Origin of the sequence: Williamsia sp. D3 (assembly GCF_000506245.1) — a bacterium.
Classification (GTDB): Bacteria; Actinomycetota; Actinomycetes; order Mycobacteriales; family Mycobacteriaceae; genus Williamsia; species Williamsia muralis.
Map to the genome: position 1 here is coordinate 103,495 of NZ_AYTE01000048.1, position 12,789 is coordinate 116,283.

At 66.4% G+C, this 12,789-nt stretch carries 13 protein-coding genes; 10 read left to right on the plus strand and 3 right to left on the minus strand.

The window, feature by feature from the left end:
• The first annotated feature begins 22 nt into the window (after positions 1 to 22).
• The 5 genes from W823_RS55400 to W823_RS55420 are packed head-to-tail and all read left to right on the plus strand — an operon-like array spanning position 23 to position 6,379.
• The gene (locus tag W823_RS55400; RefSeq protein ID WP_023963278.1) at positions 23 to 1,999 is read left to right on the plus strand and encodes an ABC transporter family substrate-binding protein; all 1,977 of its coding nucleotides are present in this window, start codon (positions 23 to 25) and stop codon (positions 1,997 to 1,999) included.
• Positions 2,000 to 2,015: 16 nt separating this feature from the next.
• A complete protein-coding gene (gene mshB / locus W823_RS55405; protein WP_031333660.1) occupies positions 2,016 to 2,888 on the plus strand; it encodes an N-acetyl-1-D-myo-inositol-2-amino-2-deoxy-alpha-D-glucopyranoside deacetylase in 873 nt (290 codons plus the stop codon).
• Entirely contained in the window at positions 2,888 to 3,271 is a 384-nt protein-coding gene (locus W823_RS55410; protein WP_023963280.1) for a hypothetical protein, read from the plus strand. The genes mshB and W823_RS55410 overlap by 1 nt, the downstream gene beginning before the upstream one ends.
• Before the next feature lie 25 nt (positions 3,272 to 3,296).
• Positions 3,297 to 5,630 (plus strand): 7,8-didemethyl-8-hydroxy-5-deazariboflavin synthase CofG, encoded by a 2,334-nt coding sequence (gene cofG, locus W823_RS55415; protein ID WP_023963281.1) that lies wholly within the window; start codon positions 3,297 to 3,299, stop codon positions 5,628 to 5,630.
• Positions 5,627 to 6,379: a hypothetical protein gene (locus W823_RS55420; protein ID WP_023963282.1), complete on the plus strand. Its 753-nt coding sequence runs from the start codon at positions 5,627 to 5,629 to the stop codon at positions 6,377 to 6,379. The genes cofG and W823_RS55420 overlap by 4 nt, the downstream gene beginning before the upstream one ends.
• A gap of 7 nt (positions 6,380 to 6,386) precedes the next feature.
• Here W823_RS55420 and W823_RS55425 read toward each other — a convergent pair whose 3' ends face one another.
• Positions 6,387 to 6,785, minus strand: a complete 399-nt coding sequence (locus tag W823_RS55425; protein WP_031333662.1) for a rhodanese-like domain-containing protein — start codon at positions 6,783 to 6,785, stop codon at positions 6,387 to 6,389.
• A gap of 52 nt (positions 6,786 to 6,837) precedes the next feature.
• Positions 6,838 to 7,383 (minus strand): cysteine dioxygenase family protein, encoded by a 546-nt coding sequence (locus W823_RS55430; RefSeq protein WP_023963284.1) that lies wholly within the window; start codon positions 7,381 to 7,383, stop codon positions 6,838 to 6,840.
• Between the two features lie 336 nt (positions 7,384 to 7,719).
• Here W823_RS55430 and fdxA point away from each other — a divergent pair, with 336 nt between their 5' ends.
• The 4 genes from fdxA (at position 7,720) to W823_RS56970 (ending at position 10,673) form a co-directional block, all read left to right on the plus strand.
• Complete coding sequence (fdxA, locus tag W823_RS55435) at positions 7,720 to 8,046, plus strand: ferredoxin (protein WP_023963285.1); 327 nt, start codon at positions 7,720 to 7,722, stop codon at positions 8,044 to 8,046.
• A 7-nt stretch (positions 8,047 to 8,053) separates the two neighbouring features.
• The gene (gene dapC / locus W823_RS55440; RefSeq protein WP_023963286.1) at positions 8,054 to 9,169 is read left to right on the plus strand and encodes a succinyldiaminopimelate transaminase; all 1,116 of its coding nucleotides are present in this window, start codon (positions 8,054 to 8,056) and stop codon (positions 9,167 to 9,169) included.
• A 168-nt stretch (positions 9,170 to 9,337) separates the two neighbouring features.
• Complete coding sequence (locus W823_RS55445; RefSeq protein WP_023963287.1) at positions 9,338 to 10,222, plus strand: DUF692 family multinuclear iron-containing protein; 885 nt, start codon at positions 9,338 to 9,340, stop codon at positions 10,220 to 10,222.
• On the plus strand, positions 10,200 to 10,673 hold the full coding sequence (locus W823_RS56970) for a hypothetical protein (protein WP_023963288.1): 474 nt from the start codon (positions 10,200 to 10,202) through the stop codon (positions 10,671 to 10,673). The genes W823_RS55445 and W823_RS56970 overlap by 23 nt, the downstream gene beginning before the upstream one ends.
• Before the next feature lie 359 nt (positions 10,674 to 11,032).
• Here the strand turns inward: W823_RS56970 and dapD are convergent, their stop codons facing one another.
• Positions 11,033 to 11,983 (minus strand): 2,3,4,5-tetrahydropyridine-2,6-dicarboxylate N-succinyltransferase, encoded by a 951-nt coding sequence (gene dapD / locus W823_RS55455; protein ID WP_023963290.1) that lies wholly within the window; start codon positions 11,981 to 11,983, stop codon positions 11,033 to 11,035.
• A 47-nt stretch (positions 11,984 to 12,030) separates the two neighbouring features.
• Between dapD and W823_RS55460 the strand changes: the two genes are divergently transcribed.
• Positions 12,031 to 12,741 carry a helix-turn-helix domain-containing protein gene (locus W823_RS55460; protein WP_023963291.1) on the plus strand — a complete coding sequence of 237 codons (711 nt, stop codon included), beginning with the start codon at positions 12,031 to 12,033 and terminating at the stop codon, positions 12,739 to 12,741.
• Positions 12,742 to 12,789 lie beyond the last annotated feature (48 nt).

The following is a 12,789-nucleotide window of genomic DNA, read 5'->3' on the forward strand; positions in this document are numbered from 1 at the left end:
AAGGATCGACGACGGGGAGTTGATGACGGGCGACGCTGCCGGACAATCGCGGTTGGACACCAAGGCGCTCAGCGCGCTGAGGTGCTTGGGGCTCGTCGCGGCGTGTCTCATGCTCGTCACGGCGTGCGTCGCCGACCCGCCGCCCCCTGTGCAGCAGACCAATTCGGTTCCGCCCGAGCCCACCGAGCCGTCAGGCCAGGTGCTGTACGTCGCCACCGACTCGATCGGTATCGGCTTCAACCCGCACCTCGCCGCGGACCAGTCGGCGGTGACCACGGCGGTCGCGGCGATGACGTTGCCCAGTTCATTCCGGCCGGTCGCCGACGGCCCGCGGGTGGGATGGGTGATGGACCCGGCTCTGCTCACCAGCGCGGAGGTGACCGGCACCGCGCCGTTCACGATCACCTATCGCATCCACGAGGACGCCCAGTGGTCCGACGGGCTGCCGATCACCGCAGAGGACTTCATCTACCTCTGGCAGCAGATGTCACGTCAACCCAACGTCACCGCGCCCGCCGGATACCGGCTGATCACCGATGTCCGCAGTGGGGGTGGTGGCAAAGAGGTCACCGCGACCTTCGCGGCGCCGTACCCGGCATGGCGGGAGCTGTTCAACGACCTCCTTCCGTCGCATGTGCTCAAGGGCGCTCCCGGCGGCTTCCAATCGGGCATGGACAGCGGCTTCCCGGCGTCCGGTGGCCCCTTCACGATCAGCGGCATCGACCACAGCCGCGACGAGGTGCGGATGATCCGCAACGATCGGTTCTGGCTCAAGCCGGCAATCGTCGATCGGCTGACCCTCCGGCGCGCCGGAACCATCAGCCAGGTGGCGGATTCGATGCGCTCAGGCGACACGCGTGTCGCTGCGATCAGCGGCGGGCCGGCCCTGGGCGCCAACCTCGGCAGCATCGGGGGTGTCCAGACCGGGAAGGTGGCCCAGTCCCGCACGCTCGGGATCACGGTGAACACCCGGACCGACTCGATGACTGATCTGGATCTGCGGCGGGCGGTGCTCGGTTCCATCGACACCCAGCTCGTCACCTACGCCGGAGCGGACGACACCGAGGTGCTGCCGGCCATGAACTCGGTGTACGCACCGTCGGACCCGGGTTATTACCCGGTTCCGCGCACGGTTGCCACACCTCAGCAGATCGATGGGTGGATATCGGCCGCCGGATATCGCCGGGGACTGGCCGAACCGCCGCCGACCCCGTCGGACGAATCGATCCCGTCGGATGGGCCGGGCTCGACGACAACGGAGACCACCACCACTGCACCCGGTTCGTCTGACGTGTCGGGCACATCCACCCCGCAGACCCCAGCCGGCGATCTGCCCCGCCTGCCCGTGGGCGTCCAGCAGGTGGAGCGGGACGGTGAACCCCTCATTGTGCGGGTTGCCTCGGTCAGCGGCGATCCACGGACCGGCGCCGCGGCCGCGAACATCGTGGACCAGCTGGGCCGCTCGGGAATCCGTGCCGAGACCGTCAGCCTGTCCACCGCCGACCTCTACAGCTCGGCTCTGACCGGCCGTCAGGTCGACATAGTCGTGGGCTGGAGTCGCGCGGGCGAGTCGCCCGCCACCGCACTGGCATCGAACACCGAATGCCTCAGTACCGAGGCGACCACGGAGGCATCGGCCTCGGGTGACCCCGGTCCCAGCCCGTCGGCGACACCATCTCCCGGCCCCACCGAGTCGGCGTCGAGCTCGTCGCAGGCACCCGAGGAGCGCACCGAACCGCGGTACACCAGCAACGTGTCCGGTCTGTGCGACCCGGCACTTCAGGCTCTGTCGGCGCGGGCCATCTCGGCCGACGACCCGACCGAGGATCTCCGCGGCGCCCAGCGACTCCTCGACGACCAATCTGTGTATCTGCCCGTCTATCAGGACGTCCTCACCACCGCGGTATCGCCGCTGGTGACCGGCGCACCTGTCACCGGGCCGGTTCAGACGGGTATCTTCGGTGGGTCCGCGGGCTGGCAGCAGCAGACCGGAAATTGAAAAGAGAACTCTCACCTTGAACCGTTTGCTGTTCGTGCACGCCCATCCCGACGACGAGACCATCACCACCGGCGGCACAATCGCGAAGTACCTGGCCGACGGAGCCGAGGTCACCGTCGTCACCTGCACGCTGGGTGAGGAGGGAGAGGTGATCGGGGAACAGTGGAGTGGTCTGGCCGCAGACGGCGGTGCCGATCAGCTCGGGGGCTACCGGATCAGCGAACTGACCCGGGCCCTGGCGGAGCTGAGCGTTCCGGCGGCCGAATCCCTCGCACCGGTGTTCCTGGGCGGCGCCGGCCGGTGGCGTGATTCAGGTATGGCAGGGGCGCCGTCGAACGACCACCCGCGGGCGTTCATCGGCGCCGGGACCGTACCGGCCGAGGTCTTGGCCGAGCTGATCTGTCAGACGCGTCCGCAGGTCCTCGTCGGTTACGACCCGGTGGGCAGCTACGGACATCCCGACCACATCCAGGTGCATGCGATCTGCGCCCGGGCCATCGAGCTCGCGGCAGCGTCGGAGACCGGGCCGTGGACGGTGAGCAAGCACTACTGGACGGTGACCGAGGAATCGGCGCTTGCCGATGGGCTGGCCTCTGCGCAGACGCGGGTGCCTTCGGGCTGGCGGATGCCGCTGGCGGGAGAGCTGCCCAGTCATCCTGATGCCGAGGTCACGACGGCCATCGACGTGCGAGAGGTGTACGACCACAAGGTCCGGGCACTGGCCGCTCATGCGACACAGGTCACTGTGTCAGCGTCGGGTACCGAGTACGCGTTGTCCAACAACATCATTCAGCCCATCTTCGCCGAGGAACACTACATCTTGGTGTCCGGGGTCAAGGGGCCTACGGGGCCGGGAGGCCGTGAGCCGGACCTGTTCGGGGGGCTGTGATGCGCAGGGCTCTGCTGGTTTTCCTCTGGCTGGACGGATTCCTGGTCGGGATCGCCTCGGTGGCGTTCCTCCAGCTGACCATCGGCACCGTACAGGTTCCGATCAGCGCCGTGGTGGCGGCAGCTGCGAACTGTGTGCTGCTGTGGTGTTGCGCGACGCTCACCGAGAGCACGGGACGGTTCGGTGCTCTCATCGCGTTCGGTCTCGCCTTCTTCGTGGCCACCGCAAGTGGCCCCGGGGGTGATGCTCTGATGCCTCAGGACTGGCGAGCATTCGCCCTGCTGGGGCTGGGTGTGGGAGTTCCCGCATTCGTGTCGTACGCCGGACTGTTGCCCGCCGCCGACACCGGCAAGGCCACCCCGGTCGCGGGGGCCAGGGAATGATCGGGCAGCGGGGGAGCATTATCTGATGGTGACCCCAGACCAGCTGACCTCAGAGGCGCAGACGGACGGGCAGGTGTCTGCAGCGGTACAAAACGCGTTGCAGCAAGCCCGCGAAGGCGCCCTCAGCCCGGACCAGGCCACCACGTTGCTTGCAGTGCGCGGCCATGAGCTGCAGCAGTTGTGTCGCATCGCCGCCGACCTGCGTGACGTCGGGCTCGCAGAAGAAGGACGCGACCGCCAGATCACCTACTCGCGCAAGGTTTTCATCCCGCTCACACGCTTGTGCCGCGATCGCTGCCACTACTGCACCTTCGTCACGGTGCCGGGCAAACTCAGCCGCGCGGGCCACGGCATGTTCCTCGAACTCGACCAGGTTGTCGAGATCGCCCGGCAGGGCGCTGAATTGGGTTGCAAAGAAGCACTGTTCACCTTGGGGGACCGGCCTGAAGACCGGTGGCCTGAAGCGCAGCAGTGGCTCGACGAACGCGGCTACAGCTCCACCCTCGACTATGTCCGTGCCGCTGCGGTACGGGTTCTGGAAGAGACCGGCCTGCTGCCCCACCTCAATCCCGGGGTGATGAGTGCCGCAGAGATGTCGCGGCTCAAGCCGGTCGCCCCATCGATGGGCATGATGCTCGAGACCACGGCACGGCGTCTCTTCACGGACCGGGGGAACTGTCACTACGGCAGTCCGGACAAGGACCCTGAGATCCGCAAGCGGGTACTTGTCGACGCCGGCCGGATGTCCATACCGTTCACCACGGGGATCCTCGTCGGAATCGGGGAGAGTTTCGCCGAGCGTGCCGACTCCTTGATCGAGATCGGCAAGATACACAACATCTTTGGCAATATCCAAGAGGTCATCGTCCAGAACTTCCGGGCCAAGCCCGACACCGCGATGCGCGGGGTCGCCGACGCCGAGTTCGAGGAGTTCCTGGCGGCAGTCGCGGTGGCGCGCATCGTGCTCGGACCGCGGATGCGAATCCAGGCCCCGCCGAATCTGGTCTCTCCTGCCGAGTGTGCGGCTCTGGTCTCGGCGGGCGTCGACGACTGGGGTGGTGTGTCGCCGTTGACGCCCGACCACGTCAATCCCGAACGGCCCTGGCCCAATCTGGAATCCCTGGCCGAGATCACCGCCGCCACGGGCTACACCCTCACCGAGCGCGTCACTGCGCAGCCGCGTTACGTCCTGCAAGGCGCGCCGTGGATCGATCCGGCTGTCGCGGGCCACGTGCAGGCGGTGGCGGATCCGACGACCGGCCTGGCCGCCGACATCCGTCCGAGCGGCCGGTCTTGGGGTGTGGTCCGCGAGGCGGGCCGAGCCCCGGCTCGGGGTGTGCCGGACTTCGGCGCGGCATTGGACCGTGCTCACGCCGACCCGGCCGGCTGCAGTCCCGACGACTACCTGACCTTGGCGCACGCCGACGGCGAGGATCTCGATGCTCTTGTCGCGCTGGCTGATTCGCTACGTCGACAGACTGTCGGCGACGACGTCACCTACGTTTCCAGCCGCATCATCAACACCGTGTCCGTGTGCGAACCCGGCTGCCGATACTGTGCGACCTCCACCCACTCGGCTCTGTCGGCCGAGGAGGTCGCCGACCGGGCCTGGGAAGCATCGATCGCCGGGGTGGATGAGGTGTGCATTCGAACCGACGCCAACGCCACCGCCGCAGAGTGCTGTGAGTACATCCGCGCCATCAAGTCGCGGGTGCCGTTCATGCACGTGAGCCTCCTGGTCCCCGAGACGGTCGGCGTCGCGGTCCGTGCGAGCGGGCCGGTGGCCCACACGCTCCTGGCCGAACTGCGTGACGCGGGCCTCGACCACATCGGTGGCGCAGCGGGACTCATCATGGGGACAAGTGCGCTCTCGGTGGCCCATGAGTTGGGGCTGCGTTCCACCGCGACCGTGGTCTACGGCCACGGGGACGGTCCGTCCGACTGGGTACGTGAGTTGGGCCTGGTGCGCGAGATGTTCGACCGCACCGAGGGATTCATCGACTTCGTGCCGCTTCCGTTCTCACACGCCGGAGCCCCCGCCCCGTCTGTGGATGCCACCAAACCGACGATCCGCGACAGTCGGGCAGTGCACGCTCTGTCGCGTGTGATGTTGCACGGTCGGATTTCGACGATCGGAACCAGTCTGCGCGGTCTCGGGGTGGCGGATGCGCAGTTGATGCTGCAAAGTGGCGCAAGCGATCTGGGGCGGACGGCAATCGAGGAGACCATCGCGCGATCAACCGGGTCGCATCATGGCTTCGCGTGGACACCCGCAGAGATGCGGTCCATCGCTGGAGCAATCGGCCGACCAGCGCAGGAGCGAATCGTCGCCGGCGTCCGAAAAGAGAGTGCCGCATGAAGTTACCGCTGCCACCGGCGAAGCACCTGAGTGATCACGAGGTCGCCCGGTTGTTGTACACGGCCACCGAGTTGATCGATCCCGCCCTCGGGGCGGTGGAGCACCTCGATCCCCTGGGGATCAAGCACAGAACGTTCCGGGGACCCGAACAGCAGGCCATCTCGGCGTCAGAGGTGCCCGCCGAGGGAATCGCGAAATTGATTGCGGCGTTGGACGACTCACTCGTCAAGGTCACCGATGCTTCCGGCTTCCCGGGGACGGCGAAATGGGAGAGCTGGACCGCTGATCAGCGCCGAGACTGGTGGGTCAGCCGTATGGGAACAGTGACTACGGCCCTGGTGGCCTATCCCGGGGTGTTCGGCGTGATCGCTAATCGGCTGCCGATCCAGGTGATCGCCGGATTCGTGCAGCAAGCGGTCGTGCTGTGCGCGGTCGCACGGGCATACGGCATCGACGACCGTCATGCGCAGACCGACCTGCTCGCCCACGTGCTCTGCCGCCGGAAACTGGATTCGCGTGCGTTGCTGCGCAATGGGTCCGCAGACGAAGGTCACGCCTCGGTGTGGGACAGGCTGGCCACATCACGTGCCATCGTCGGTGAATTGGGTCGTCGTCCATCGCCGCGTCAACCCTGGCGGATGCTGGGTGCCCTGCCGGTCATCGGCGCCGTGGCCGATTTCATCGGCGAGCACTCCGCCCTTCGTCGGGCCACGGACTCCGCGGTGGAGAAGATCCAGCACAACAGCTGACCGCGAGTCAACGGGCAGGCTCGGCCAGCCCGGATTCGACGAGTGCCTCGAATCCTCCGACCACGTCGGTGGCCCGGTGGAGGCCGAGTTCCTGCAGCGACGCGGCGGCCAGGCTCGACGTGTATCCCTGCGAGCACAGCACGATCCACTGGACTTCATGGTCGACCGCTTGGGTGATGCGGGCGTCGGAAGTGGGATCGAGTCGCCATTCGAGAACGTTGCGTTCGATGATGAGGGCACCGTCCACTTCGCCCTCGGCGGCGCGTTGGGCTGCGGGCCGGATGTCGACGAGCACTCCACCCTGTTCGACGGCGATCGGCACGTCCGCCGCTTCCAGGCGCACCAGGCCCTCCCGCGCACGGGCCAGCATTTCATCGATCGTCAGACGTGTTGCCACAGAACTCATGCTGCCCCACCGTCGGTGAGTACGGTCTTGGTCCGGCGAAGCGACTGCGAACTCATGCTGCCCCGCCATCGGTGAGTACGGTCTTGGTCCGGCGAAGTGACTGCGAGTCGGTGACTTCGTAGTAGGACATCGCGGTCAACGGTGGTGAGTACGCGTGCACGCTGAGCGTCGGCGCGCTGGTCACCTCGCGGGTGGGGCTGCGGACCACGTCGTGGACCCAGCCCAGCGGGAACGAGGCCTGGTCGCCTTCGTCGAGAGTGCGTGCCCGGAGAGTGGATCCGGTCCACCGGTATTCGGTCAGTGCGCCCGACAGCACAGTGAGCGCGCCCAACGAACCGGCATGGTCGTGCAGGTCGGTTGATTCGTCGGGTGTCCAGCTGATCAGCCAGATGTCAACATCGTCGTCATAGTGCAGACGTGTTGCCCACCGGTTTTCCCGGTCCCAGTACTTGGGGAGCAGGTCGTCGTGGCGGCCGTCGAGTACGTCACTCGCGCTCTGGTCGGTCAGCCGCAGCAGATCGGCCGGTCGCAGCCGTGTCGGGAGGTGGTGGGTGGGTAGTGCGGCGGTGGAGAGCGGACGGTTCAGTGTGGAGGTCATGACAGGTGCTCCTGGGAAAGGTCGAATGGTGCGTGGTCGCTGGGTCAGCGACAACACATTCGGTTCCACAGGGGCATCTGGCGCACGGTCACGTCACCCAGGATGGATTGCGCCCGCCGGAGTGCACAGGGTTAGGACCGTCGTGATTTCAATCGAGGCCCCGACTGACGGGTAGAAAGGCCACCTTGCCTCACCCGGTTTTGACTTGATATGTGCAACGCGGATACTAGGAGGCGACAAGCGGGCAGTCTGCCGTCCTTTTTTGTGGTGGAGGGCGTGCCCGCTTTTGAGCGCGTGCAGCCCACGCGCGAGTAGCGAAGACGAGGAGGGTGGTCGGTGACCTATATCATCGCTGAGCCTTGCGTTGATGTGTTGGACAAGGCATGCGTCGAGGAATGCCCTGTCGACTGCATCTATGAGGGCGAACGGATGCTCTACATCCAGCCCGACGAATGTGTCGACTGTGGTGCCTGTGAGCCGGTGTGCCCGGTGGAGGCCATCTTCTACGAAGACGATGTGCCGGACGAGTGGGAACCGTATGTCAACGCCAACGTCGACTTCTTCGATGATCTCGGTTCGCCTGGCGGTGCCAGCAAGGTGGGGAAGGTCGCGTACGACTCGCCGTTCGTCAAAGCGCTGCCTCCGATGAACACCGAGGACTGACTGCCCGATGACAGTGGTGCGTGGCCGCGAACCGGTTTCCAGGCGGCTTCCGGATTTCCCCTGGGACACCCTCGCGGCCGCGAAGGCCCGGGCGACGGAGCATCGCGACGGCATCGTCGATCTCTCCGTGGGAACGCCGGTGGACCCGGTTGATCCGCTGATCCGGTCGGCACTGGCCGAGGCGTCGGGTTTTCCCGGCTACCCGGTGACCATCGGGACACTCGAGGTCCGCAGCGCCGCGGTGGCCGCTCTTGCGCGTCGGCACGCGGTTCCCGGTCTCGACGAGACCATGATCTTGCCGGTGATCGGCACCAAAGAGGTCATCGCCGGTCTGCCGTCGACCCTGGGTATCGGACCGGGCGATCAAGTGGTGATTCCCGAAATCGCTTATCCCACATATGAAGTCGGTGCCCTGCTTGCCGGTGCGGAGCCGGTTCGCGCTGATTCGCTCACGCAGCTCGGACCGAGTTCGCCTGCTCTCCTGTACCTGAACTCGCCGTCGAACCCCACCGGGAAGGTCCTCGGGCTCGAGCACCTCCGCAAGGTCGTCCAGTGGGCGCGCGAGCGCGGGACGATCGTGGTGTCGGACGAGTGCTACCTGGGCCTGGCGTGGGACGACGAGCCGCTGTCGATCCTCGACCCCCGGGTCACCGACGGTGATCTGACCGGTCTGCTGGCGGTCCATTCGTTGTCCAAGACGTCGAACCTCGCGAGCTACCGCGCTGGTTTCCTCGCCGGCGACCCGGCGCTGATCGGGGAGCTGCTGGCCGTGCGCAAACATGCGGGCCTGATGGTCCCGTACGCGATGCAGGCGGCGATGGCCGCAGCGCTCGGCGACGACCATCACGTGGACGCCCAGCGGGAACGTTACCGCGCCCGCCGCGAGACTCTTGCGGCGGCCGTTCGCAGCGCCGGGCTGCGGATCGATGAATCGGCCGCAGGTCTGTATCTGTGGGCGACCCGGGACGAGCCGTGCCGAGACACCGTCGACTGGCTTGCCGAGCGCGGCATCCTCGTCGCCCCAGGCGATTTCTACGGCCCGCGTGGCGTGCGCCATGTACGGTTCGCGCTGACCGCCACCGACGAACGGATTACGGCTGCGGCCACCCGCCTGGCATCCTGACCTGCAGATATATCACCTGTAGCCAATCTGAGACCGTTCCGTTACCCCATTTCGGCGACTTTGGGCGAAGCTGTGATCAACCAGCTGGATCGATTGTCGAAACAGCTACCGCTACAAGGGATTCGAATGGCCGGCGCCGTCCACTCGTGAACCGGGTGAGGAGGCGTGATGAGCACACAGCTGACCGGATCATCGATCGCGTGGCGTGCCCCGATCTCCGACCTGCTGGGCGATCTCGCGGATGCGGGGTCTCTGCGCTTCACCGAGGTGGTCGCCGAGAACATGACGCCCGGCGCGTTGCCGGACGGAGTGATCGATCTGCGCGCCCGAGGAGTGACGATCGTGGCGCACGGTGTCAGCCTGGGCCTCGCCGGAGCCGATGTACCCGACCCGGGGCGTTTGCGCCGACTGGCCGAACTCGCACGTGAACTCGAGTCGCCGGTGGTCAGCGAGCACATCGCGTTCGTCAGGGCCGCCGACTCGCCCGATCCTCTTCATGGCGACGTCCTGGAAGCCGGTCATCTGTTGCCGCCTCCCCGAACACGCGCGGCGTTGACAGTCCTGTGCGACAACGTCTCCCGCGCCCAAGACGCAGTGGGTCTACCGCTGGCACTGGAGAACATCGCGGCGCTGATCGCCTGGCCGGAGGATGAGTTCGACGAACCCGACTATCTCGCCGAGATCGTCCGGCGCACAGGGGCACAGTTGGTCCTGGACGTGGCCAACCTCTTCTCGAGCGCCGTCGCGCAGGGGACTGATCCGCTACAACAGTTGCTGCGATTCCCGTTGTCGCACATCGCCTACGTGCACACCGCAGGCGGGCGTTATCGCCAAGGTCGATATGTGGACACCCATGGCGATCCGATGGTGGACGATGTGACGACGTTGCTCACGCAGTTCGTGGCGGGATGCCACCGGGCGCGGGTCCGGGTTCCCGGGATCATGCTCGAACGTGACACGGATATCAGACCCGAGACGGTGTTGCCGGGCTTGCGCGCGATCGACGCCGCGATCGAGGAAGGCCGGGTCCGTGAAGTCGACCACTGCGCTTGACCGAGAACGCGCGGCGCTCGCCGCCCGTCAACGCGAGGTGGTGGGTGACCTACTCGCAGGCCGGGTCCCCGCCGGCTTCGACCGCGTCGGATCGATGCTGACGAGCGACATCCTGGTCGGGAAGCGAGCTTCGGCGGCGCTGCGTGCAGGCCCGCAACTCGAAGCGCTCCCGCGCTGGCGTTCGCGGTTCGGTCAGTTCGGTAGAGAGAACTCCCTTCGTGGGTGCGCGCATGATGACGTGGCCGCTTTCACGTTGTGGCTCGAGCGTCGCGAAGATCTGGACCCCGAGGCAGCGGATTGGCTTGCGGTCGAAAAGGTGTACGCAGGGGTCCGTCGGATCGCTTGGGTGCGCTACCGCGGACGTCGTGAACTGGTGATCGGAATGGGTTCGGCGACATGGCATCTGTCAGGGTCGCGTCCAAGAGTTGTCGACGAGGAGGGGTTGTCATGAACGCACTGTTCATACCTCTGGCGGTGGCTGCGGGAGCAGCGGTTAGAAGGGCGAGGTGATGACAATTCTGATCGTGATCGGCGCGTGTTTGGCCGGCGGGGCGCTGATCGCCCTCATCGCTGTGGTCGGTTCCCGCTCGTCCAGATCGGCCGATCGGTATCGGGCTCCTGGCCGGGGGCGTGGGTACAACTACAGCTGCGGATCGGGGCACCAACACAACTGCAGCTCGAGCAGCTCGTGCAGCAGTTCAGGATCGTGCAGTTCGGGGAGTTCTTGCAGTTCCGGAAGCTCCTGTGGCTCAGGGTGTGGTGGTGGCGGAGGCGACTGACCGTCGACTCCGTCCCACCACCATCTGGGCGTCAGTTCGCGTGAAGTGCGGCGTTCAGTTCGATCCCGTCGCCCTTCCACGGGGTCACTTCCACGGCGCCGGTAGTGCTGTTGCGACGGAACAAGATGTTGCTCTTGCCCGACAACTCCCGCGCCTTGACCACGGTGCCGTCAGGTCCGGTGACCTTGGTGCCCGCGGTCACGTAGAGGCCCGCTTCGATCACGCAGTCGTCTCCGAGCGCGATACCGCACCCGGAGTTGGCCCCCAGCAGGCAACGCTTGCCGAGAGAGATGATCTCTTTGCCGCCGCCGGACAGGGTGCCCATCGTCGACGCACCACCACCGACGTCCGACCCGTCACCGACGATGACCCCGGCCGAGATCCGGCCCTCGATCATCGACTGTCCGAGTGTTCCGGCGTTGAAGTTCACGAAGCCCTCGTGCATCACCGTGGTTCCCTCGGCAAGATGCGCGCCGAGGCGTACGCGGCCGGCGTCTGCGATCCGGACTCCGCTCGGCACAACGTAATCGACCATCCTGGGGAACTTGTCAATGCCGTAGACAGTGACCTGGCCACGGACCCTGAGCTTGGCGCGGGTGAGCTCGAAGCCCTCGACGGCACACGGGCCGAAATTGGTCCACACCACATTCGACAGCTTCCCGAAGACCCCGTCCATGTTTGCACCGTGGGGAACGACGAGTCGATGTGAGAGCAGGTGCAGTCGCAGGTATGCGTCGTGGGCGTCCGCTGGTGCATCGGCCAGCACGATCGAGGTGCGGACCGCCACGGTTCGCACACCGCGGGCGGTGTCGCTGCCCACGAGAGAGGCGAGGTCGGCGGGTACCTCGTCGCCTTCGAGGAGAGTCGTACCGGATTCGGTCACCTCGGTGAGTTCGGGCGAGGGATACCAGGTGTCGAGGACCGCCCCGTCATCGGTCATGGTGGCGATGCCGATGGCTGAGGCTCCAGATGCGTTGGTCACGGGTCATGAGTTTACGCGGAGCAACTTCACGCAGGACAATCGAGAGTGTGTCCGAATACGTCACCTACCGCGAACGCCAGTCGTCGCTGGTGCCCGCGACGATCTGGTGGCGCAGCGGCCCGGCAGGTCCCACCGAGATATTGCCGGATGGGTGCATGGACCTGATATGGACGGGCACAGACCTGATGATCGCCGGACCGGACACCGGACCCGTCGTCGTGGAGGGATCGCGCACGGCAGACATGACCGCTTTGCGATTCGAGCCGGGTATTGCCCCGGTCGTCTTCGGTTGTGCCGCAGACGAACTGATCAACAGTAGGGTCGCGCTCGACGATGTGTGGCCGGGCCGGGCGGCACGCCTGCTCACCGAACAGGTGGCATCCGCCGCGGATCCTGCAGCAGTACTACAGAGATGTGCCGCCGACAGCCTCGCCCGGAGGCCGCCCCCGCGATGGCTCCGTCCGGCAACGGCACTGTTGGCGGATGGTCAGCCGGTGAGCCGGGTCGCCGACGAGGTGAGCGTGAGCCCTCGTCAACTCCAGCGATGGTCGCGGCACCACTACGGATACGGCGCGAAGGCGCTCGCGCGGATCCTACGGGTGGATTCTGCGCTGGATGGCCTACGGGCCGGGGCCCCGCTCACACAGGTGGCCCACTCGACCGGGTACGCCGACTACGCGCACATGTTCCGCGAGGTCCGGGCGGTCACAGGGAAGGCCCCGACCCATTTCGCGCGTGGTCAGGTCGAGGGGGCGTAGAAGTCGACGCTGTTCCCATCAGGATCGACGACGGTCGCGGCCATGTCT